Raw genomic sequence first — 20,504 nt, forward strand, 5'->3', positions numbered from 1 at the left:
ATCTTATCGGGCAGGCCGCTGGCGCAGCTTGACCAATATCAAGTGCGTGGCGATCCGGTCAGCCGCCGGACCTTCGCTCAATGCAGCTTCCGCCCGAACGTGAACTCCCCGTCGACATAATCCACCGGCACCACATCCTTGGCGGCGAACTCGCCTTCCAGGATCGCCCGCGCCACCGGGTTCTCGATCTGCTGCTGGATCGCGCGCTTGAGCGGGCGCGCGCCAAACACCGGGTCGTAGCCCGCGCTGGCGATCTTCTCCAGTGCCGTCTCGCTCACCTCCAGCGTCATGTCCATGCGGGCCAGGCGGGCCTGCAGGCGATGCAGCTGGATGCGCGCGATCGACTCGATATGCTTCTGGTCCAGCGCGTGGAACACCACCACTTCATCGATCCGGTTCAGGAACTCCGGCCGGAAATGCGTGCGCACTTCCTGCCAGACCGCGCCCTTGACCGCTTCCTGCGGCTCGCCGGCCATCGACTGGATGATCTGCGAACCCAGGTTGGACGTCATCACGATCACCGTGTTCTTGAAGTCCACCGTGCGGCCCTGGCCATCGGTCAGGCGGCCGTCGTCCAGTACCTGCAGCAGCACGTTGAAGACGTCCGGGTGGGCCTTCTCGACTTCATCGAGCAGCACCACGCTGTACGGCTTGCGGCGCACGGCCTCGGTCAGGTAGCCGCCTTCCTCGTAGCCGACGTATCCCGGCGGCGCGCCGATCAGGCGGCTGACGCTGTGCTTCTCCATGAACTCGCTCATGTCGATGCGGATCAGGTGCTCTTCCGAATCGAACATGAACTCGGCCAGGGCCTTGCACAGCTCGGTCTTGCCGACACCCGTCGGGCCGAGGAACAGGAACGAGCCATAGGGCCGGTTCTCGTCCGCCAGGCCGGCACGCGAACGTCGGATCGCATCGGACACCAGCCGCACGGCCTCGTCCTGGCCCACCACGCGCGCATGCAGGCGCTCTTCCATCTTCAGCAGCTTCTCGCGCTCGCCCTGCATCATCTTCGATACCGGGATGCCCGTGGCGCGGCTCACCACTTCGGCGATTTCCTCGGCGCCCACCTGGGTGCGCAGCAGCTTGTTGGGCTGCTTCTGCTCGCTGGCCTCGGCGACGGTCGCGGCCTTGAGCTTGCCTTCCAGGCCCGGCAGCTTGCCGTACTGCAGCTCGGCCACCTTGTCCAGCTTGCCTTCGCGCTGCAGCTTGGCGATCTCCAGCTTGACCTTCTCGATCTCTTCCTTGAGCGCGGCCGTGCCTTGCGCGGCGCCCTTCTCGGCCTTCCAGATTTCATCCAGGTCGGCGTATTCCTTCTCCAGGCGCGCGATTTCCTGCTCGATCAGATCCAGGCGCTTCATCGACGCCTCGTCGGTCTCTTTCTTGACCGCCTCGCGCTCGATCTTCAGCTGGATGGTGCGGCGCTCGAGCTTGTCCATCGACTCCGGCTTGGAGTCGATTTCCATCTTGATGCGGGCGCCCGCCTCGTCGATCAGGTCGATGGCCTTGTCGGGCAGGAAGCGGTCGGTGATATAGCGATGCGACAGCTCCGCCGCGGCGACGATGGCCGGGTCGGTGATCTCCACGCCGTGGTGCAGCTCATACTTTTCCTGCAGCCCGCGCAGGATGGCAATGGTCGCCTCAACGCTCGGCTCGTCCACCAGCACCTTCTGGAAGCGGCGCTCCAGCGCGGCGTCCTTCTCGATGTACTTGCGGTACTCGTCCAGCGTGGTGGCGCCGATGCAGTGAAGCTCGCCACGCGCGAGCGCCGGCTTGAGCATGTTGCCCGCGTCGATCGCGCCCTCGGCCTTGCCGGCCCCGACCATGGTGTGGATCTCGTCGATGAAGACGATGGTCTGGCCCTCGTCCTTGGCGACGTCGTTCAGCACCGCCTTCAGGCGTTCCTCGAACTCGCCGCGGTACTTGGCGCCGGCCAGCAGGCCGGCCATGTCGAGCACCAGCACGCGCTTGTTCTTCAGGCTCTCGGGCACTTCGCCGTTGACGATGCGCTGCGCCAGGCCCTCCACGATCGCGGTCTTGCCCACACCCGGCTCGCCGATCAGCACCGGGTTGTTCTTGGTGCGGCGCTGCAGGATCTGGATGGCGCGGCGGATTTCGTCGTCGCGGCCGATCACGGGGTCGAGCTTGCCGATGCGGGCGCGCTCGGTCAGGTCGATGGTGTACTTCTTGAGGGCCTCGCGCTGGCCCTCGGCTTCGGCGCTGTTGACCGAATCGCCGCCGCGCACGGCCTGGATGGCCGATTCGAGCGACTTGCGGTTCAGGCCGTTTTCACGCGCGATGCGGCCGGCGTCGCCCTTGTCGTCGGCGACGGCCAGCAGGAACAGCTCGCTGGCGATGAACTGATCGCCGCGCTTGATGGCTTCCTTCTCGGTGGCGTTGAGCAGGTTCACCAGCTCGCGGCCGATCTGGACCTCGCTGGTGCCCTGCACTTGCGGCAGGCGCTTGATGGCGGCGTCCAGCGCCGTCTGCAGGCCCTGCACGTTGACGCCGGCGCGCGCCAGCAGCGCCTTGGCGGCGCCGTCGTCCTGCGCCAGCAGTGCGCGCAGCAGGTGCTGCGGTTCGATATATTGGTTGTCGTTGCCCAGTGCCAGGCTTTGCGCATCAGCCAGCGCTTCCTGGAACCGGGTGGTCAGCTTGTCAAGACGCATAGGAATCCCTCTCTCGGCTAAGGTCGTGTCCTGATGCGGGGGCGTCGGCGCCGGTCTTCGCTGCCGGAGCGCCCGTATGCCCTGCCGGACACTGGATGTCTTTCCGAAAGATAAGGCTTTGTCGCGACATTTCAAGGCCGCGCCGGCAAGCAATGACCCCGATCCGCTGCTGTGTCAACAACCCCGGCTCTCACGCTCGCAAGTGCCGCAAGCGATACGCGGCTAGGCGGCGTGGCAGGCGCCCTTGTCCGCCAGGTTGCGCACCAGCACGAGTGATTCGCCCTGCACCACCACGCGCCCGTCCACGCCCGTGACCACGCTGGCCAGATTGACCAGGTCCTTGCCGGCGCGCAGCCGCACGATGCGCACGCATGCCGTCAGCGGCTCATCCAGCCGCGCGGCTGAAGCGAGGCGCAGCGACTGCTTCATCCACCCTGTGCCCCGTCCGGGCAGTTGCGTGCCGAGCAGGTCCGAGAACATGCCGGCCAGCAGCGGCAACGGCACCACCGGCCCGCCAAACCCGCGCGCGCGGGCAAAGGCCGGATCGGCGTGATGGGGGTTGGCGTCGCCGGTCAGGGCGATGTATTCGTCCAGGTCTGCCAGGGCGAAGGCGCGCGTCGCACGGGCTTCCTGACCGGGGCGCAGGCCGTACAGGATGGCGTCGCCCGCCTCTGGCGCCCGCGCCGCCTCGCCGGGCAGCCGGGCCAGTGCGTCCGGCCCGGCATCCGGCAGCCAGAGCGATTCGCCTACGGCCGTGACGCGCGGCGCCTCGCCCGGCCCGCCCGCGCTGCCCACGGTGGTGCCGTAGTGCGCCAGTCCGGCTGGCGCGTGCTGCGGCGCCAGCGCGATCTGCACCGTATCGCCAACGAAGGCCGGCGTCGGGAACATCAGCGTCTGCCCGACCGGCAACGCCGGCCCGGGCAACTGCCGCCAGGTGTGGGCGCACAGCAGCGAAAACAGGAACATGCCGTGCGCCACGGTGGCACCGAAATGCGTGCCACGGGCAAAGGACGGATCGCAGTGGATCGGGTTGTCGTCGTGCGACAAGGCGGCGAAGCGGTCAAAGTCGCGCTGCGACAGCACGCGCGGCAGGGCATCGTTCATCAGTCAGGCACCTGTACGGTATTAGCGTTGACGGTAATCGCATTGCCGGCCGCAGGCGACGCGGCGAACGGCGGCACGTTGGACGGCAGCAGCGTCGGCGCCGGTGTGTTGAGGGTGCCGCCGCGCGGCGTGGTGCGCACCACCTGCGACGGCGGCAGCGCCTTGCCCGCGGTGAGGTTGTCGTAGACCGCGTCCAGGGCCCGGTTCAGGTAGACGTGCAGCGGCACGTAGCGGTTGCTGTAGCCCGGCACCAGCCCGATGAAGGCATCGAAGTGCTGGGCGTTCTCGACCTCCACGTATGACAGCTTGCTGGTCACGCCCTCCTGCTGTCGGTTCAGCCCGAGATACGGGCGCGAGGTATGGTTTACCGGCAGCAGCCCGTCGCTGCGCCCGTGCACGATCACCGCCGGCTTGCCGCGCAGGTTGCCGTTGCGCAGCGTCAGCGCCTGGCCGGCCTGCAATGCGCGCGCCGCGGCGTCGGAGCCGGCCAGCAGGCTGCGCAGGCAGTTGGCGCCGTCGTAGTTCAGGTCTTCACGCAGCGTCAACGGTGAAACCGACGCCAGGTTCAGGTACGGGCCATGCTGCGGGTCGAGGTCATTGATCAACTGGACCGGCGGCAGGGGAGGCACGCCGCTGCCGGTGGCGAACATCGACGCCAGCGCCGCGGGCGCGATTGCCGCGGGCTTCAGGTCGGTCAGCGTGCTGGCAAAGCTGTAGCCGCACAGCCGGTCGGTGACGCTGGCCTGCGCATAGGCGTTGGCATAGTTGACCGAGATCGCGGCGGCCACGTCGAACACGGCCAGCGTTGGATGCAGATCGTCTGATTCCGCTTCCCAGCCGGCGGCACGCAGCGCCTGCAGGGCGCTGGCGCTCTGTTCGTCCGTGTTCGTGCCGCTCACCAGGCCCTTTTCCGCCAGCGTCTGGCAGCGGTTGGCAAAGAACGTCGCCGTCGAGGGGTTGGTGTAGAACGGCGCCTGGGTCAGCGCGGTGGCACGCGCGGCGCAGTGCTGCAGCAGGTTGGCCGTGGTGCTGTAGTCGTACAGCGTGCGGCCCGAAGCCGCCACCGGCGTCGCACCGCGTTGCACCACGATGCCGGTATTGGGCGGCATGTTCAGGTTGGGCTCGCCCACCGCCACGCCGTCGATCAGCCCGCCGGCATCCTGCTCGGCCGCCGCCACCGCGGCACCGCCGCCGTTGGACACGCTGGAGGCGATCACCACGATCCTGTCCTTGTCCAGGGTGCGCTGGCGGGTGCCGTTGGCCGACACGGCGCCGAAGCGGTCATTGATCGCCCAGATCGCAAATTCCACTGCCTGCAGCGTGAACTTGCCCCAGTCCTTCTCCGGGTTGCGCTGCGAATGCGCGTGCTTGAACGCCAGCCGGTGCGGGTTGGCAGCGGTGAACTCCGCCAGCGAGGTGGCCCCCGCCGGCGCGGCAAACTGCGCGTTCTTGCCGGCCGCCGCGCGCGTGGCGCGGGTGCCGTCGATCAGCGGCACGGTGTCGGTATCCAGGTCATGCGGCGCGGCGCCGGTGCCCTTGTCGGTATAGGCCACAGCGCAGCCGCGCTTCAGGCCCCACTCGCCGGTGGCGATGGCGCCATAGACGCCGCGCGAACCGGACGAGGTGGCGGTGATCACGCACGGCTTCGACGTGTTGAACGACGCGGGGATCTGCACCAGCATGGTCACGTTCTGCTGGCCCGAGCCATCGTCCGAAAAGGCCAGGTACTCCACGCCGGCCACCTTGCCTTCGGAGCCGGTGACATTGCCCTGCGCGTCGACATTGGGGCCGTAGAGCGAGCCGTAGCCGCCGCTGGCGGTGGTGTCGACGATGGCACGATAGTTGGTATGGATCGCATAGCGCCGCAACTCCGCCGCAGTCGGCGCGGTGGGGTTGGCCGGCAGTGGCGCGGTGGCGCTGGCCAGGCCGTCCTTGCCCAGGCCCGCGGTCAGCAGGTCGTCGGTGGTGCCGTTGTAGCTGTTGATGGTGACCGTGCCGATATTCGCCGGCTTGGTATTGGGGTTGCTGCCGTTGCCGTTGTTGTTGTCATCGCCCGAGCCGCAGGCGGCGGCCAGCATCGATGCGGCGGCGGCCAGCACCGTGAGCCTGAGGCGGCGTTTCTTTTTCTGCTGCGGCGGGATCTGCGTGGAATGCATGTCAACCTCCTCCTGTCGCACCCGGATAGCCGGGGCTGTCGAGTTGTCTTCAGATCGAGGACTGCGGAGACTGCGAACTGCGGAAATCGAAAACACGGCAACGGCTGGCGCGGCCATGCCCCTCAGCCAGAGAACTTTGCGCGCAGCTTGTGCTTTTCCACCTTGCCGGACGGCGTGCGCGGCAACGCATCGAGAAAGCGCACATGGCGCGGCACCTTGTAGCCGGCCAGCTGCGCCTTGCAGTGGGCGATCACGGCATCGGCCTCCAGGGTGGCGCCCGGGCGCAGCACCACCAGCGCGATGCCGACCTCGCCCCAGCGTGCATCCGGCGTGCCGATCACCGCGGCCTCGGCCACGCCCGGCAGCTGGAACAGCACGTTCTCGACCTCGGCCGGATAGACGTTCTCGCCGCCCGAGATAAACATGTCCTTGGCCCGGTCGACGATGTAGTAGTCACCATCCTCGTCGCGGTAGGCGATATCGCCGGAATGCAGCCAGCCGTCGCGGATCGCAGCCGCGGTGGCCTCCGGCAGGTTCCAGTAGCCTGGCGTCAAGCCGGGGCCCTTGATCAGCAGTTCGCCACGCTCGCCCGGGCCCACATCCGCCCCAGCCGCATCGACGATGCGCGTCAGCATCGACCCCACCGGCTTGCCGATGGTGCCGATCTTGCGGCGCGCGGTATCTTCGTCGCAGACAAAGACCGTGGGGCCGGTCTCGGTCATGCCGAAGCCGAAGCAGATGGTCACGCCCTTGGCCAGGTAGGCCTCCAGCAGCGGCCTGGGCACCGGCGAGCCCCCCGCCGACATATTGCGCACACCGGCGAAGTCCGCCTGCGCGAAGCGCGGGTGCTGGCTCAGGAACAGGTAGACCGCCGGCACCGCAAAGAACATGGTGATGCCCTCGCCGCTGGCGCGGTCGAGCTTGCCCAGCACCACCTGCGGCTCGAACTGCCGCATGATGTGCACCGTGCCGCCCGCGTGCAGCACCGGGTTGGCATACAGGTTCAGGCCGCCGGTGTGGAAGAACGGCAGCACGTTGAGGAACACGTCGTCGCGCGTGATCTTGTTGGCCAGCATCGCGTTGACGGCGTTGAAGAAGACCATGCCATAGGTCTGGATCACGCCCTTGGGCTTGCCGGTGGTGCCGGAGGTGTAGAGCAGGTGCCAGGCCTCGGACTCATCGCGGCACGGCATCTCGATGATGCGGCCGGAGGCGGCGTCGAGCACCGCCTCGTACTCGGTCCAGCCGCCGGGCACGTCGGCGGCCTCGTCGTCGGCGAGGTGCAGCACCGCGCGCAGCGGGAAGGCGCGCGCCAGATCCGCGGCCACGGCCAGGAAGCCGTCGCCGGCCACCAGCACCTCGGGCGTGCAGTCCTGCAGGATCGGCAGCAGCTCCGCCGCCGGCAGGCGCCAGTTCAGGCACACCATCACCATGCCGGCCTTGGCGCAGCCATACAGCATCTCGAAATAGTCCGAGCTGTTGTGCGCCAGCACCGCCACGCGCGTGCCCGGCGCCAGTTGCAGGTGGTCACGCAGGTATTCCGCGAAGCGGCTGGCGCGTTCGTCGAAATGGCGATAGGTCACCTGGCGGCCGCTCTCCACGTCCACCAGCGCGACCTTGTCGGGGAAATGCTGCGCGTTCTTGTGCAGCCAGTCGATGACGTACATGCACTAGCCTCCGCTCAGCTTGCCACATCCTGCACGGGCCCGGTGCCGCGCAGCCGCCCCACCACACCCTGCGGGAAATAATAGACGCTCAGGATAAACAGCAAACCCAGCCACAGCAGCCAGCGGTCCGGATGCAGCAGCGACGACAGCAGCGGCAGCGCGGCGGTGGCGTCGCTGGCCAGTTTCATCACGTCCTGCAGGTAGGTCTGCGCCACCAGGAACAGCACCGTGCCGATCACCGCGCCATAGAGCGTGCCCATGCCGCCGATCACCACGATCAGCAAGATGTCGACCATGATCTCGAACGACAGCGAGGTATCGGGCCCGTTATAGCGCAGCCAGATCGCCATCAGCACCCCGGCCAGCGTGGCGAACATCGCCGACAGTACCGTCGACACGGTGCGGTACACCACGGTGCGGTAGCCGATCGCCTCGGCGCGGAAGTCGTTCTCGCGGATCGCCTGCAGCACCCGGCCAAAGGGCGAGTTGACGATGCGCAGCAGCACCAGGAACAGCACCACCGCGCCGGCGAACACCAGGTAGTAGCTGAGCAGCTTGCCGCTCAGCGGCACGCCCAGCCATTCGGTGTCGCCCAGCGTAAAGCCGGGACGCAGCACCTCCGGCACCTTGAAGGTCAGCCCGTCCTCGCCGCCGGTCCATTCGGACAGTTGCGATACCAGCGTGGCGAAGGCGGTCGCCACCGCCAGCGTGATCATGGCAAAGAAGATGGCCCGCACCCGCAGCGAGAACAGACCAATCAGGAAAGCCAGCAGCGCCGACACCGCCAGCGCGCCGACGGTGCCCACCAGCAGCGCACCCCAGCCTGGCTCCATGCGCGACATGGCGATGGCCACGCCGTAGCCGCCGATGCCGAAGAACATGGTGTGGGCAAAGGAAACGATGCCGGTATAGCCCAGCAGCAGGTCATAGCTGGCCACCAGCACCACGAAGATGCAGATCTTGGCCGCCATGTTGAGCGCACGCGCGCCGGGGAAGGCAAACGGGGCGCACGCCAGGGCCACCAGGATCACCAGCAGGATCACGGTCAGCACGCGGCTGCGCGGCAGGTCGCCTGAGAGAAGTCGGATCATGATCGTTGCCCTCAGCGCCGCGCCACCGGGAACAGCCCCTGCGGGCGCCACAGCAGCACCAGCATCATCAGCAGGATGTTGGAGAACAGAGCCACCTTGGGTAACAGGAAACCGGTGTAGTTGGCCATCAGCCCTACCAGCAGCGCACCGACAAAGCAGCCCGTGGTCGAACCCAGTCCGCCAATGATGATCACAATGAAGATCAGCACATTCACCTGCGCACCGATCGCCGCGGTGATGTTCTGCTGGTACAGCCCCCACAGCACCCCGCCCAGCCCCGCCAGCCCCGCGCCCGCGACGAACACGCCGATAAACAGGCGCCGCACGCGGTAGCCAAGCGCCTCGACCATCTCGCGGTTCTCCACGCCGGCGCGGATCAGCAGGCCGATGCGGGTGCGGTTGAGCAGCAACAGCATCGCGATAAAGATCACCAGCCCCAGCGCCATCGCGATCAGCCGGTATTTCTCGATGGCGGCGTCGCCCAGCAGCACCGCGCCGCGGAAGGTGGTGGGCACCTGCAGCGCAATGGTCTCAGGGCCCCAGATCGCCTTGATCAGCTGCTCGGCCACGATCATGCCGCCCATCGTGATCAGGATCTGCTTCAGGTGCTGGCCGTAGACCGGGCGCACCACCACGCGTTCGAAGAACAGCCCGACCGCGCCGGCTGCGACCATCGCGGCTACGATCGCCAGTGCAAACACCGACAGGTTCAACGCCAGGCTGTCGGCCTCGACCCAGCCTGCCAGTGGCAGCAGGACCGAGGCGGCCACATAAGCGCCCAGCGCAATGAAGGCGCCGTGGCCGAAGTTGAGCACATCCATCAGGCCGAACACCAGCGTCAGGCCGGACGAGACGACGAAGATGATCATGCCCATCGCCAGGCCGGCGATGGTCAGCGTGAGCCAGGTCGACGGGCTGCCTACCAGCGGAAAGGCCAGCAGCATCAGCAGCGGCGCCAGCGCCAGTGGGGTCCAGTCGAGCCGGACCTTGGGCAGGTCCGACGGCGCGGCGGCCGGCAATGTCGTTGAAGTGGTCATGTGTGTTGTCCCGCGTTACTGGTGCGCCGCCAGCGACAGCCCCAGCAACTTCTGCTGCAGCCCGTCGTCTTCAGCCAGCGCCGCCATCGTGCCCGTGTGTACCGTGCGGCCATCGTCCATCACCGCCACCGTATCCCCCACCGACTTCGCCATATGAAAGTTCTGCTCCACCAGCAGGATCGACACCTCGGTCTGCTTCAGCTCGCGGAACACATGGATCATGTTCTGGATGATGGCCGGCGCCAGACCCTTGGTGGGCTCGTCGACGATCAGCAGCTGGCGCGGCTCGATGATGGCGCGCGCCACCGACAGCATCTGCTTCTGCCCGCCCGACAGCACGCCGGCACGCTGCTGCCAGAAGGTCTTCAGCGCCGGGAACATGCGGAACACCCAGTCCAGCCGGCGCTCATCGATGGCGCCGGTGCGCGCTGCCAGGCGCATGTTCTCGGCCACGGTCAGGTCGGAGAACACGCTCATGTTTTCCGGCACGTAGGCAATTCCGGCCTGCGCGATCGCGGGCGTGCTGTGGCGCGTGATGTCGGTGCCGTCAAAGGTCACCGTGCCGGCGCTGGCCTGCCACAGGCCCATGATGGTGCGCAGCGTGGTGGTCTTGCCGGCGCCGTTGCGCCCCAGCAGCATGGTCACGCCGCCGCGCGGCACCTCGAAGCTCACGCCGTGCAGGATGTGGTAGGGGCCGATATGGGTCTGCACGCCTTGCAGCTGCAGGATCGGCCCGGTTGCTAGTGCGTCAGCCATGGCTGCCCTCCTCTTCCGGCATGCCCAGGTAAGCCTGCTGCACCACCGGCGAGGCGATCACCTCGGCCGGGTCGCCGTCGGCCACCAGGGTGCCGTTGTGCAGCACGATGATGCGGTCGGCCAGCGAGCGCACCACGTCCATCTTGTGTTCGACCAGCAGCACGGTCTTGCTGCGGTCCTGGCGGATCTCGCGGATCAGGTCAAGGATCACCGGCACTTCATCCACGCTCATGCCCGCGGTGGGCTCGTCGAACATGAACACGCGCGGCTGCAGCGCCAGCAGGATGCCGACCTCCAGCTTGCGCTGGTCGCCGTGCGGCAACGAGGCCACTGTCAACTGGCGCTTGCCGGCCAGCGCCACGCGCTCCAGGATCGCCATGGCCTGGGCCTGCACGTCGCGGTGGCTGGTCCACATCGAGAACAGATCGATGCCGCGCTGCTGGCGCGCCTGCACCGCCAGCCGCACGTTCTCCAGCACCGACAGCTGCGGGAACAGGCTGGTCAGCTGGAAGGCGCGGCCAATGCCGCGGCGCGTCTTCTGCGACACCGGCAGGCGCGTCACGTCCTCGCCATCCAGCAGGATCTGCCCGGCCATGGGCGGCAACTGGCCCGAGACCAGGTTGAAGTACGTGGTCTTGCCGGCGCCGTTCGGGCCGACGATGCAGGTCAGCTCGCCGGGCCGGAACGCGCACGACACCGCATTGACGGCCACGTGGCCGCCAAAGCGGATGGTCAGGCCGCGCGTCTCCAGCAGCGGCTGCGCCCCGGCAGCAGTCGCGCCGGCGTGCCCGGCGGCCGGCTGCGACGGCGCCGGCGCGGACCGGGCGAAAGAAGCTGGCGCGTTCATCAGCGGTGGTTGCGCACGGGCACGGCCATCTCTTCGGGCTTGATCTCGCGCACGAGCTCAGGCACGCCCCAGGCGAAGGCCGGATCCACCTTGATCTTGAAGTGGTACATCGACTGCATGGCCTGGTGGTCTTCCTTGCGGAAGGTCATCTTGCCCTTGGGCGTGTCGAACGACATGCCTTCCATCGCCGTGATCAGCTTCTCGGTGCCGGTCTCGCCGCTGGTCTTCTTCAGCGCCTCCACCAGCGCGATGCCCGCGGTCATGCCGCCGGCCGTGAAGAAGTCGGGCGGCGCCTTGAACTTGCTGTAGTGGTTGGACACCAGCCACTCATTGGCCTTGTTCTTGGGGATGCCGAAGTAGTAGTACGTGGCCCCTTCCATGCCCGGGAAGTTCTTGTAGCTGGCCATCGCCGGCAGGATGTTGCCGCCGGTGGCAATCTCGATGCCGTAGCGCTTGGGATCGAGATCGGCGATCTTGAACGGGTTGCCGGCACCGGCCCAGATAATGAAGATCACCTTGCGGCCCGGCTTGTCCTTGAGCGAATCAAACAGCCGCTGCGCGCCGGCAGTGAAGTCCGTGGTACTGGTCGGCAGGTATTCCTCATGCACGATCTTGGCATTCTTCAGCGCGCCCTTGAAGGCCTTGACGCCGTCGCGGCCAAAGGCGTAGTCCTGCGCCAGCGTGGCGATCTGCACGCCCGGCTTGTCCAGCGCCACGGCGTTGGAGATTGCGTCCTGCGACGAATTGCGGCTGGTGCGGAAGATATAGCGGTTCCACTTGTCGCCGGTGATCGAGTCAGCCACCGCGGGCTCGACCAGCAGCACCTTCTTGTATTCCTCTGCCACCGGCAGCATCGCCAGCGCGGTGCCGGAAGAGGTGGGGCCGACCGCGATATCGGCGCGGTCGTCGCTGTAGGCGGCGGCCAGCTGGGCCTTGGCCACGTCCGGCTTGCCCTGGGTGTCTTTCTCGATCACCACCAGCTTGTTGCCGTTGACGGTCATGGTGCCGTTGGTGGCGTACTCCAGGCCCATCATCAGGCCGGTCTGGGTCTGCTTGGCGTAGGCCTCGAGCGCGCCGGTCTTGTCATAGACGTGCGCGATGCGGATGTCCTTGGCCAGCGCGGTGCCGGCGGCAAGCAGGCCGGCGGCCATGACCAGGGCACGTACGGCGAGTGGGTTGCGTTGCATTGCTGTCTCCTGTGTTCGGTCTCGTTTGTGTTTGTCTGGATGAAACCTGCTGCAACTGCTTTGGAATGCTGTACGGACTATTCGCGCGCGCGCCCTGCCAGGAAGCACCGCATGCCGTCGGCGGTCTCGGCGCTGGCGATCTGTGCGACAAAGGCCGCGCGCTCTCGCTCAAGGCCGGCCGCCAGGGTGTCGGCGTCCCAGCGCAACAGCGCGCGCGTGCGGGCCACGCTGCCCGGCACCTTGCGCGTAACGCCACGCGCCAGCGTCACGGCATCGGCCTCGGCCGCACCCGGCGCGGCCAGCGCAGTCGCCAGCCCGAGCGCCGCCGCCTCCGGCGTGGCAACGATCGTATTGTTCAGCTGCCAGGCACGCGCCCGCGGCGTGCCGACCAGTTCCGGCAGCATCGCGGTCCAGCCGCCGTCCGGGCTGAAGCCAACCACCGTGTAGTACGGCGCGATGCGCGCATCCCGCGCCAGCACCGCCATGTCGCACGCCAGCACCAGGCCCAGCGAGCCGCCCGTCAGCCACCCCTCCACCGCCGCCACCACCGGGCAGCGCAGCGCGGCCAGGCGCAGGATCGAACGGTTCAGCAGTGCCAGCAGCCGGTCGGCGTAGCTGGCTATCGCATCGCCCTGCGCAGCGAATGCCGCGACGTCGCCGCCGGTGGAGAAATTTTTTCCGGCATGCGTCAGCACCACGGCATGAATCGCGGGGTCGGCTTCAATCTCGTCCAGCGCGGCCAGCAGCGCTTCCAGCAACTCGGGCACCAGGCTGTTGTGCCGCTGCGGCCGGTTCAGGCGCAGCAGCGCCACGCCATCGGCGCGCTCCCACTGCACCAGGGGTTCTGCGTGGGCGTTCATCGCGGCTGCAGGCCGTGCGAGATCAGGTCGAAGGCGGTATCGACCACCTTCTCCATCGAAGGCGGGCGCTTCCAGCGCGCATAGCGCATGCCCAGGAAGTTGCTGATGCCGATCAGGCACCAGGCGCGCACCTCGGCATCGCCGGGCACGATCTCGCCCTGCTCTTCGGCGCGCGTCAGGCGCCGGCTGTAGAGCTCGGCAAACACCTGGAAATAGCTGCTGTAGATGGTTTCGTCCACCGAGTACGAATCCAGCACGATCCGGTACAGGTTCTTGTGGCGCGAAACGAACGAGAGGAAGGCCTTCAGGCCCAGGCGCTCGGCTTCCATCTGGGTGGCCGCGGCGGCAACGTGCTTGCGCAGGTGGGCGCGCACCAGTTCCAGCATGTGCGCGACCAGCGCGCGGAAGATGTCTTCCTTGTCCTTGAAATACAAGTAGAAGGTGCCCATCGCGACCTTGGCTTCCTGCGTGATCTCGGAGATCGACGCGGCGTAATAGCCTTTCTCACCGAACACCTTCTCGGCCGCGCGCAGCAGCGCCTCGCGCGTCTTCTGCCCGCGCGCGGTCTTGGGCGGGCAGATGCCGCCGGCGTGGCCGGGTTCGCGGATTGCGCCGGTTTCGGGCGGTGCGTCCGTATCGGTCTGGGACATCTTGTCTCCGGTGGCGCTGCGCGCCTTGTCATTGGAATGCCAGCCGCTTCCTGTCATGCCGGTGCAGGCAGGCGCCTCCTCCGCGCCTGCCTGCGCCGGGAATCGCCACTCAGGCAAAACCTGATAGCTGATTCATGTTTCATCGTATAAATTGCCCCCCATGGATGTCAATAGAGAGGCACCCTCATCCGGTGGCATACAGGCCGCTTCCCTTTACCCTCCTGCCAGGAGAGAACCGTCGTTGGACGCTCCCGATTCGGCACCTGCCGGCCCCGCTCCGCTGCCCTTCGCCAGCTACCCGGCGCGCGGCGCCTTGCCAGGCTGGCGCGAAACCGGCCAGGGGCGGCCGCTGCTGTTGCTGCACGGCTGGTCGGTCACCGGCGAGGCCTTCGACGGCCAGCGGGCGCTCGCACTGGCGGGATTCCGCGTGATCGCGCCCGACCATGCCGGCCACGGCCTGTCGCGCGAACGCGACGGCACCACGATCACGGCGCTGGCGCGCGACGTCGCCGGACTGGTTGTGCACCTCGGGCTGACAGACGTGGTGGTGGCTGGCTGGTCGATGGGGGCGATGGTGGCATGGGCGCTGCTGCGCGACCATCCAGGTCTTCCGCTGGCAGCGGTCGGCAGCATCGACATGACGCCCAGGCTGGTGACCGATCCGGCCTGGCCGCATGGCCTGCACGGCCACTATGAGACAGCGCACGCCGCGCAGATGGCGGCCCGCATCCGGGCCGACTGGCCCCGGCTGGCGCCGTCGGTCGCGCTGGGAATGTGGTCGGCGGGAAGCCGCCCGGAAGGCGCCGCAATGCAGCGCATCGCGCACATGGCAAGCCAGTGCGATGCGGCGGCGCTTGCCGCGCTATGGGAAGACATGGCACGCCAGGATTTCCGGGAGACACTGCGCGGCACCGGGCGGCCGCTGTTCCATTTGTACGGGCAAGCCAGCCGGCTCTATGCGCCCGCGGTGGTCGCCGCCACGCTCGCACTGCGGCCCGAGGCGGGATTCAGCGTGGTGGCCGGCGCCGGCCACAGCCCGCACATGGAGCAGCCGCAGGCGTTCAATGCCGCGCTGCTGGACCTGATCGCCCGGGCCGCGTCAGGCCAGCAGGCGGTAAGTCCAGAGGCCGAACGCGGTCAGCAGCAGTGAGCCGCCCAGGTGCAGCAGCAGGTGCAGCGCCGCCCAGCCGTAGTCGCCGGCAATCAGGTTCGCCAGCACCTCGCTGGAAAAAGTCGAGAACGTGGTCAGCCCGCCAAGGAAGCCGGTGATGGCCAGTAGGCGCCACTCTGGTGACAGGGCGGCGTGCGTATCGAAGAATCCCACCGCCAGCCCGATCAGGTAGCCGCCCAGCAGGTTGGCCGCCAGCGTGCCATAGGGTAGCGCGGGATTGATCGCGTTCCACAGCACCGCGAAGCCCCAGCGCAGCCACGCACCCGCCGCGGCGCCTGCGCCCACGGCGACAAAGCCGAGCGGCCCCATCAGGGCTGGCTCCCGTCCTGCTTCTCCGGTGGTGCGCCAGCATCGTCGCCGCTGGCATTGAACGATGCGATCCCCCAGCGCTGGAGGGCGGCTTCGTCGGTCACGCGGGCGTCGACCCAGCGCGCGCCTTCCGGGGTGTCTTCCTTCTTCCAGAACGGCGCTTCGGACTTGAGGTAGTCCATGATGAACTCGCACGCGGCAAAGGCATTGCCGCGATGCGCCGACGCCACCGCGACCATCACGATCTGGTCCAGCGGCTGCATCGGCCCGACGCGGTGGATGATGGTCACGCCCAGCAGCGCCCAGCGCGCGCACGCAGCCGCCTCGATCTGCGCCAGCGCCTTTTCGGTCATGCCCGGATAGTGCTCCAGTTCCATCGCGCTGACTGCGCTGCCGTCGCTGACATCGCGCACGGTGCCGATAAAGCTGGCCACCGCGCCGACCGCCGGATTGCCGGCACGCAGCGCCGCGACTTCCGCGCCGAGATCGAAATCCTCACGCTGCACCCTGACGCTCATCTCAGCCTCCGGTCACTGGTGGGAAAAAGGCGACTTCGCAGCCGTCGGCAATCGCCGTATCGGGGCGCGCCACCGCATGGTCGACGGCCATGCGCAGCGCGCGGCCTTCAGCCAGGGTCTCGGCCCAGGCGCCGCCGCGCTGGCGCAGCCACTGGCGCAGTTCGCCCACGGTGCGCACGTCGGCCGGCACCTCGGCGCGCTCTTCGGCCACGCCCAGCTGCTCGCGCACGCTGGCAAAGAATCGGAGTTCGATGGTCATCACAGCTTCTGTGTCCTGGTAACGCTGGCCGGCTATGCGAGCAGGCCGTCAAACGGAATGAACTGCACGGTATCGCCGCGCGCGATCGGCTGGTTGGGCGGGTTGTCGATCAGGCCGTCGCCCCAGACGGTGGAGGTCAGCACGCCCGAACTCTGGTTGGGGAACAGGTCCAGGCCGCCCTCGGCATTGATGCGCGCGCGCAGGAACTCATTGCGGCGGTCGCCCTTCTTCAGCTCGAAATCCGCGCGCAGCGGCAGGCGCCGCGGCGTCACGCCGGCCACGCCCTGCAGGCGCAGGATGAACGGGCGCACGAACAGCAGGAAGGTCACGAAGCTGGACACCGGGTTGCCAGGCAAACCCAGGAAGAACGCCGGCTCAGCATCGTTGTTGACCTGCCCGAACGCCAGCGGCTTGCCCGGCTTGATCGCGATCTGCCACATGTCGAGCCGCCCTTCGGCCTCGACCGCGGGCTTGATATGGTCTTCCTCGCCGACCGAAACGCCGCCCGAGGTGATGATCAGATCGTGTCCCTGCGCCGCGCGGCGCAACGTCTCGCGCGTGGCGGCCAGCGTGTCGGGCACGATGCCGAAGTCGCTGACCTCGCAGCCCAGGTTTTCCAGCAGGCCGCGCAGCGTGAAGCGGTTGGAGTTGTAGATGGCGCCCGGCTTGAGCGGCTCGCCCGGCATCGCCAGTTCATCGCCGGTGAAGAACACGGCGACGCGCACGCGCCGCACCACGTCCAGCTTCGCCTGCCCGACCGATGCGGCCAGGCCCAGCGCCTGCGGCGTCAGCCGCGTGCCGGCCGGCAGGATCACGCTGCCGGCTTCGATATCCTCGCCCGCGCGCCGCACCCATTCGCCGGATTGCGGTACGTGGCTGACGATCACGTCCTCGCCCTCGGCGGTGCATTGCTCCTGCATCACCACGGCGTCGGCGCCCGGCGGGATCAGCCCGCCGGTGAAGATGCGCGCGGCGGTGCCGGGCTCCAGCGCGGTGCCGACATGGCCGGCGGGAATCCGTTGCGATACGCGCAGCCGCGTGCCGGCAGCGGGCACATCGGCCGCGCGCATGGCGTAGCCGTCCATCGAGGTGTTGTCGGCCGGCGGCACGCGCAGCGTGCTGGTCACGGGCGCGGCCAGCACGCGGCCGTTGGCGTCGAGCGTATCGATGGATTCAACCTGCGCCAGCGGACGGGCGGCGCCGAGCAGCGCGTCGAGCGCCTGGGCCATGGTCAGCATCGGGGGGCGGGAAGGTGCTGCGGCTTGGGTCATGGTGCGATGTGGGAAAGAGTTGGCCCACGAAAAACGGCCCGCGCATTGCCGGCACCCACTTGGTTGGGGCAGGCAATCCGGGGGCCGAGGATCGGGCCCGCAGCCTGATTGTAGCGAGTTGGCGCGGGCCCGGCATGCGGCAGCGCCGCAGCGGGCTACACGCACCCGCGCGCTTACAGGCCGGTGTGGCCGGCGATGTAGGTCTTGACCTGCGCGGCGTCGGCCGGCATCACTTCAAAGCGCTGCGGCAGGCTCTCGATGCCCTCGAACCTGGCCGGGCGCTCCGGCTCGTGGCCGAGCGCTTCGCGGATGGTGTCGGCGAACTTGGCGGGCAGCGCGGTTTCCAGCACCACCATCGGCACGCCGGCGCTGAGATGCTCGCGCGCCACCTTGACGCCGTCGGCGGTGTGGGTATCGATGGTGATGCCGTAGCGCGACGACAGGTCGCGGATGGTGGCAAGCCGGTCCTGGTGCGTGCTGCGGCCCGAGACAAAGCCGAACTGGCGGATGCGGTCGAATTCCGGCGTGCCCGACAGGTCGAAGCCGCCCTTCTCTTCCACGTCGCGAAACAGCGCCGCCAGCTTGCCGGCGTCCTGGCCCAGCAGGTCGAACACGAAGCGCTCGAAGTTCGAGGCCTTGGAGATGTCCATGCTGGGGCTGGAGGTGTGGTACGTCTCGGCCGACTTGCGCACGCGGTAGGCGCCGGTGCGGAAGAACTCGTCGAGCACGTCGTTCTCGTTGGTGGCGACCACCAGCTTGTCGATCGGCAGGCCCATCATGCGCGCGATGTGGCCAGCGCAGACGTTGCCGAAGTTGCCGGACGGCACGCAGAACGACACCTTCTGGCCGGGGCCGCTGGTGGCCAGCAGCCAGCCCTTGAAGTAGTACACCACCTGGGCCACCACGCGTGCCCAGTTGATCGAGTTGACCGTGCCGATCTTCTGGCGCGCCTTGTACTCCAGGTCGTTGGAGACCGCCTTGACGATGTCCTGGCAGTCGTCGAACACGCCTTCGACGGCGAGGTTGAAGATGTTGGCATCCTGCAGGCTGAACATCTGCGCGGTCTGGAACGCGCTCATCTTGCGGTGCGGGCTCAGCATGAACACGCGAATGCCGCGCTTACCGCGCATCGCGTATTCCGCAGCGCTGCCGGTATCACCCGAGGTTGCGCCCAGGATGTTCAGCTCCTGCCCGGCGCGGCCGAGCGCGTACTCGAACAGGTTGCCGAGCAGCTGCATCGCCATGTCCTTGAAGGCCAGCGTCGGGCCGTTGGACAGGCCCAGCAGTTGCAGCTTGGTACCGCCCTCTTCACCGAGCGTGCGCAGCGGCGTGATGTCGGCGGTGTTGTCGCCCTCGCGCGCGTTGCAGTACACCTCGCCGGTATAGGTCTTGCGCGTCAGCGCGCGCAGGTCCTCGGCGGGAATATCGTCGCAGAACTTGCGCAGGATCTCGTAGGCCAGGTCGGCATACGACAGCTTGCGCCAGGCTTCGAGCTCATCGGCCGTGACTTGCGGGTACTCGGTGGGCAGGTACAGCCCGCCGTCCGGCGCCAGGCCGCCCAGCAGGATCTCGGAAAACGATTGCGGCATCTCATGGCCGCGGGTCGACTGGTATTTCATGTGAATCGGCTGGTCCGGCCCTTAGTTCAGTTCTTCCATGCGCAGGCGCGTCACGTCGGACAGCACGGTGGGCAGCGCCTCGATCTTGGCGATCGCCGCGTTGACGTGCTTCTCGCGCGTGATGTGGGTCAGGATGATGATGTCGGTCTGCGGCTCGCCTTCGCGAGATTCCTTCTGCAGCATGGCGTCGATCGAGATGCCGCCTTCAGCCAGGATGCGGGTGATCTCGGCCAGCACACCGGTCTCGTCGGCCACGCGCATGCGCAGGTAGTACGAGCTGTTGATCTCTTCGATCGGCAGCACCGGCACGCTCGACAGCTCATCCGGCTGGAACGCCAGGTGCGGCACGCGGTGGTTCGGATCGGCGGTGTGCAGGCGGGTCACGTCGACCAGGTCGGCGATGACGGCCGAGGCGGTCGGCTCGGCGCCGGCGCCCTTGCCGTAGTAGAGCGTCGCGCCCACGGCGTCGCCCTGCACCAGCACCGCGTTCATCGCGCCTTCCACGTTGGCGATCAGGCGCGAGGCCGGCACCAGCGTCGGATGCACGCGCAGCTCGACACCATCGTCGCGGCGGCGGCTGATGCCCAGCAGCTTGATGCGGTAGCCCAGTTCCTCGGCGTACTTGATGTCGGTGGCCGACAGCTTGGTGATGCCTTCCACGTGGGCCTTGTCGAACTGCACCGGCATGCCGAAGGCGATCGCGCTCATCAGCGTGACCTTGTGCGCGGCGTCGACGCCTTCGATGTCGAAGGTCGGGTCGGCCTCGGCGTAGCCCAGTTGCTGCGCTTCCTTCAGGACCACGTCGAAATCGAGACCCTTGTCGCGCATCTCGGACAGGATGAAGTTGGTGGTGCCGTTGATGATGCCGGCGATCCACTGGATGCGGTTGGCGGTCAGGCCTTCGCGCAGCGCCTTGATGATGGGGATGCCGCCGGCCACTGCAGCTTCGAACGCCACGATCACGCCCTTGCGGCGCGCGGCTTCGAAGATCTCATTGCCGTGCACGGCCAGCAGCGCCTTGTTGGCGGTGACCACGTGCTTGCCGTTCTCGATCGCCTTGAGCACCAGCTCGCGCGCGATGCCGTAGCCGCCGATCAGTTCGATGACGATATCGATGTCGGGGCGGCTGACCACCTCGTTGGCGTCGCTGACGATCTCCACTTCCCCGTTGGTCAGTTCGCGCGCGCGTTCGGTGTTGAGATCGGCCACCACGGCAATCTCGATGCCGCGGCCGGCGCGGCGACGAATTTCTTCCTGATTGCGCTTGAGCACGTTGAACGTGCCGCTACCGACGGTACCGATGCCGAGCAGGCCAACTTTGATGGGGTTCATGGAC

At 67.6% G+C, this 20,504-nt stretch carries 18 protein-coding genes; 1 reads left to right on the top strand and 17 read right to left on the bottom strand.

Going from position 1 to position 20,504, the window contains the following annotated elements:
- Window positions 1-77: 77 nt before the first annotated feature.
- The 11 genes from clpB to RS901_RS17935 all read right to left on the bottom strand — a co-directional run bounded on the left by clpB (window position 78) and on the right by RS901_RS17935 (window position 14,021).
- Entirely contained in the window at window positions 78-2,666 is a 2,589-nt protein-coding gene (gene clpB, locus RS901_RS17885) for an ATP-dependent chaperone ClpB (protein WP_316150126.1), read from the bottom strand.
- A gap of 222 nt (window positions 2,667-2,888) precedes the next feature.
- A complete protein-coding gene (locus RS901_RS17890; RefSeq protein WP_316150128.1) occupies window positions 2,889-3,770 on the bottom strand; it encodes a MaoC/PaaZ C-terminal domain-containing protein in 882 nt (293 codons plus the stop codon).
- On the bottom strand, window positions 3,770-5,926 hold the full coding sequence (gene phaZ2 / locus RS901_RS17895) for a D-(-)-3-hydroxybutyrate oligomer hydrolase (RefSeq protein ID WP_316150131.1): 2,157 nt from the start codon (window positions 5,924-5,926) through the stop codon (window positions 3,770-3,772). The genes RS901_RS17890 and phaZ2 overlap by 1 nt, the downstream gene beginning before the upstream one ends.
- Before the next feature lie 122 nt (window positions 5,927-6,048).
- Window positions 6,049-7,593, bottom strand: a complete 1,545-nt coding sequence (locus RS901_RS17900) for a long-chain fatty acid--CoA ligase (RefSeq protein ID WP_316150132.1) — start codon at window positions 7,591-7,593, stop codon at window positions 6,049-6,051.
- A gap of 14 nt (window positions 7,594-7,607) precedes the next feature.
- Window positions 7,608-8,684, bottom strand: coding sequence for a branched-chain amino acid ABC transporter permease (locus RS901_RS17905; protein WP_316150133.1), 1,077 nt, complete (start codon window positions 8,682-8,684; stop codon window positions 7,608-7,610).
- A gap of 11 nt (window positions 8,685-8,695) precedes the next feature.
- Window positions 8,696-9,721 carry a branched-chain amino acid ABC transporter permease gene (locus RS901_RS17910; RefSeq protein WP_316150134.1) on the bottom strand — a complete coding sequence of 342 codons (1,026 nt, stop codon included), beginning with the start codon at window positions 9,719-9,721 and terminating at the stop codon, window positions 8,696-8,698.
- A gap of 15 nt (window positions 9,722-9,736) precedes the next feature.
- Window positions 9,737-10,477 (bottom strand): ABC transporter ATP-binding protein, encoded by a 741-nt coding sequence (locus tag RS901_RS17915; protein WP_316150135.1) that lies wholly within the window; start codon window positions 10,475-10,477, stop codon window positions 9,737-9,739.
- Window positions 10,470-11,231 carry an ABC transporter ATP-binding protein gene (locus RS901_RS17920; RefSeq protein WP_316153578.1) on the bottom strand — a complete coding sequence of 254 codons (762 nt, stop codon included), beginning with the start codon at window positions 11,229-11,231 and terminating at the stop codon, window positions 10,470-10,472. The genes RS901_RS17915 and RS901_RS17920 overlap by 8 nt, the downstream gene beginning before the upstream one ends.
- A gap of 92 nt (window positions 11,232-11,323) precedes the next feature.
- Complete coding sequence (locus RS901_RS17925) at window positions 11,324-12,511, bottom strand: substrate-binding domain-containing protein (RefSeq protein ID WP_316150136.1); 1,188 nt, start codon at window positions 12,509-12,511, stop codon at window positions 11,324-11,326.
- Between the two features lie 77 nt (window positions 12,512-12,588).
- Window positions 12,589-13,371: an enoyl-CoA hydratase/isomerase family protein gene (locus tag RS901_RS17930; protein ID WP_316150138.1), complete on the bottom strand. Its 783-nt coding sequence runs from the start codon at window positions 13,369-13,371 to the stop codon at window positions 12,589-12,591.
- Window positions 13,368-14,021, bottom strand: a complete 654-nt coding sequence (locus RS901_RS17935; protein ID WP_316150139.1) for a TetR/AcrR family transcriptional regulator — start codon at window positions 14,019-14,021, stop codon at window positions 13,368-13,370. The genes RS901_RS17930 and RS901_RS17935 overlap by 4 nt, the downstream gene beginning before the upstream one ends.
- Before the next feature lie 241 nt (window positions 14,022-14,262).
- Between RS901_RS17935 and RS901_RS17940 the strand changes: the two genes are divergently transcribed.
- Window positions 14,263-15,171, top strand: a complete 909-nt coding sequence (locus RS901_RS17940; protein ID WP_316150140.1) for an alpha/beta hydrolase — start codon at window positions 14,263-14,265, stop codon at window positions 15,169-15,171.
- On the opposite strand, the gene crcB is transcribed toward RS901_RS17940, so the two are convergent.
- The 6 genes from crcB to RS901_RS17970 form a co-directional block, all read right to left on the bottom strand.
- Window positions 15,121-15,501, bottom strand: a complete 381-nt coding sequence (crcB, locus tag RS901_RS17945; RefSeq protein ID WP_316150141.1) for a fluoride efflux transporter CrcB — start codon at window positions 15,499-15,501, stop codon at window positions 15,121-15,123. The two genes, RS901_RS17940 and crcB, sit on opposite strands and share 51 nt — an antisense overlap.
- Window positions 15,501-16,019: a molybdenum cofactor biosynthesis protein MoaE gene (locus RS901_RS17950; protein WP_316150143.1), complete on the bottom strand. Its 519-nt coding sequence runs from the start codon at window positions 16,017-16,019 to the stop codon at window positions 15,501-15,503. Before RS901_RS17950 ends, crcB begins: the two co-directional genes overlap by 1 nt.
- Before the next feature lies 1 nt (window position 16,020).
- Window positions 16,021-16,278, bottom strand: a complete 258-nt coding sequence (gene moaD, locus RS901_RS17955; protein WP_010810478.1) for a molybdopterin converting factor subunit 1 — start codon at window positions 16,276-16,278, stop codon at window positions 16,021-16,023.
- A gap of 32 nt (window positions 16,279-16,310) precedes the next feature.
- Window positions 16,311-17,549 carry a gephyrin-like molybdotransferase Glp gene (glp, locus tag RS901_RS17960; RefSeq protein WP_316150145.1) on the bottom strand — a complete coding sequence of 413 codons (1,239 nt, stop codon included), beginning with the start codon at window positions 17,547-17,549 and terminating at the stop codon, window positions 16,311-16,313.
- 173 nt (window positions 17,550-17,722) lie between these two features.
- The gene (gene thrC, locus RS901_RS17965) at window positions 17,723-19,168 is read right to left on the bottom strand and encodes a threonine synthase (RefSeq protein ID WP_316150146.1); all 1,446 of its coding nucleotides are present in this window, start codon (window positions 19,166-19,168) and stop codon (window positions 17,723-17,725) included.
- 21 nt (window positions 19,169-19,189) lie between these two features.
- Window positions 19,190-20,500, bottom strand: coding sequence for a homoserine dehydrogenase (locus RS901_RS17970; protein WP_316150147.1), 1,311 nt, complete (start codon window positions 20,498-20,500; stop codon window positions 19,190-19,192).
- Window positions 20,501-20,504 lie beyond the last annotated feature (4 nt).

The organism is Cupriavidus sp. BIC8F, from assembly GCF_032465815.1.
GTDB lineage: Bacteria > Pseudomonadota > Gammaproteobacteria > Burkholderiales > Burkholderiaceae > Cupriavidus > Cupriavidus necator.

What these genes read in the sequence shown, in the direction of transcription:
- clpB (WP_316150126.1), bottom strand. Translation starts at nt 2,666, where the DNA reads ATGCGTCTTGACAAGCTGACCACCCGGTTCCAGGAAGCGCTGGCTGAT.
- RS901_RS17950 (WP_316150143.1), bottom strand. Translation starts at nt 16,019, where the DNA reads ATGAGCGTCAGGGTGCAGCGTGAGGATTTCGATCTCGGCGCGGAAGTC.
- RS901_RS17890 (WP_316150128.1), bottom strand. Translation starts at nt 3,770, where the DNA reads ATGAACGATGCCCTGCCGCGCGTGCTGTCGCAGCGCGACTTTGACCGC.
- crcB (WP_316150141.1), bottom strand. Translation starts at nt 15,501, where the DNA reads ATGGGGCCGCTCGGCTTTGTCGCCGTGGGCGCAGGCGCCGCGGCGGGT.
- glp (WP_316150145.1), bottom strand. Translation starts at nt 17,549, where the DNA reads ATGACCCAAGCCGCAGCACCTTCCCGCCCCCCGATGCTGACCATGGCC.
- RS901_RS17910 (WP_316150134.1), bottom strand. Translation starts at nt 9,721, where the DNA reads ATGACCACTTCAACGACATTGCCGGCCGCCGCGCCGTCGGACCTGCCC.
- RS901_RS17930 (WP_316150138.1), bottom strand. Translation starts at nt 13,371, where the DNA reads ATGAACGCCCACGCAGAACCCCTGGTGCAGTGGGAGCGCGCCGATGGC.
- RS901_RS17970 (WP_316150147.1), bottom strand. Translation starts at nt 20,500, where the DNA reads ATGAACCCCATCAAAGTTGGCCTGCTCGGCATCGGTACCGTCGGTAGC.
- moaD (WP_010810478.1), bottom strand. Translation starts at nt 16,278, where the DNA reads ATGACCATCGAACTCCGATTCTTTGCCAGCGTGCGCGAGCAGCTGGGC.
- phaZ2 (WP_316150131.1), bottom strand. Translation starts at nt 5,926, where the DNA reads ATGCATTCCACGCAGATCCCGCCGCAGCAGAAAAAGAAACGCCGCCTC.
- RS901_RS17905 (WP_316150133.1), bottom strand. Translation starts at nt 8,684, where the DNA reads ATGATCCGACTTCTCTCAGGCGACCTGCCGCGCAGCCGCGTGCTGACC.
- thrC (WP_316150146.1), bottom strand. Translation starts at nt 19,168, where the DNA reads ATGAAATACCAGTCGACCCGCGGCCATGAGATGCCGCAATCGTTTTCC.
- RS901_RS17915 (WP_316150135.1), bottom strand. Translation starts at nt 10,477, where the DNA reads ATGGCTGACGCACTAGCAACCGGGCCGATCCTGCAGCTGCAAGGCGTG.
- RS901_RS17935 (WP_316150139.1), bottom strand. Translation starts at nt 14,021, where the DNA reads ATGTCCCAGACCGATACGGACGCACCGCCCGAAACCGGCGCAATCCGC.
- RS901_RS17900 (WP_316150132.1), bottom strand. Translation starts at nt 7,593, where the DNA reads ATGTACGTCATCGACTGGCTGCACAAGAACGCGCAGCATTTCCCCGAC.
- RS901_RS17925 (WP_316150136.1), bottom strand. Translation starts at nt 12,511, where the DNA reads ATGCAACGCAACCCACTCGCCGTACGTGCCCTGGTCATGGCCGCCGGC.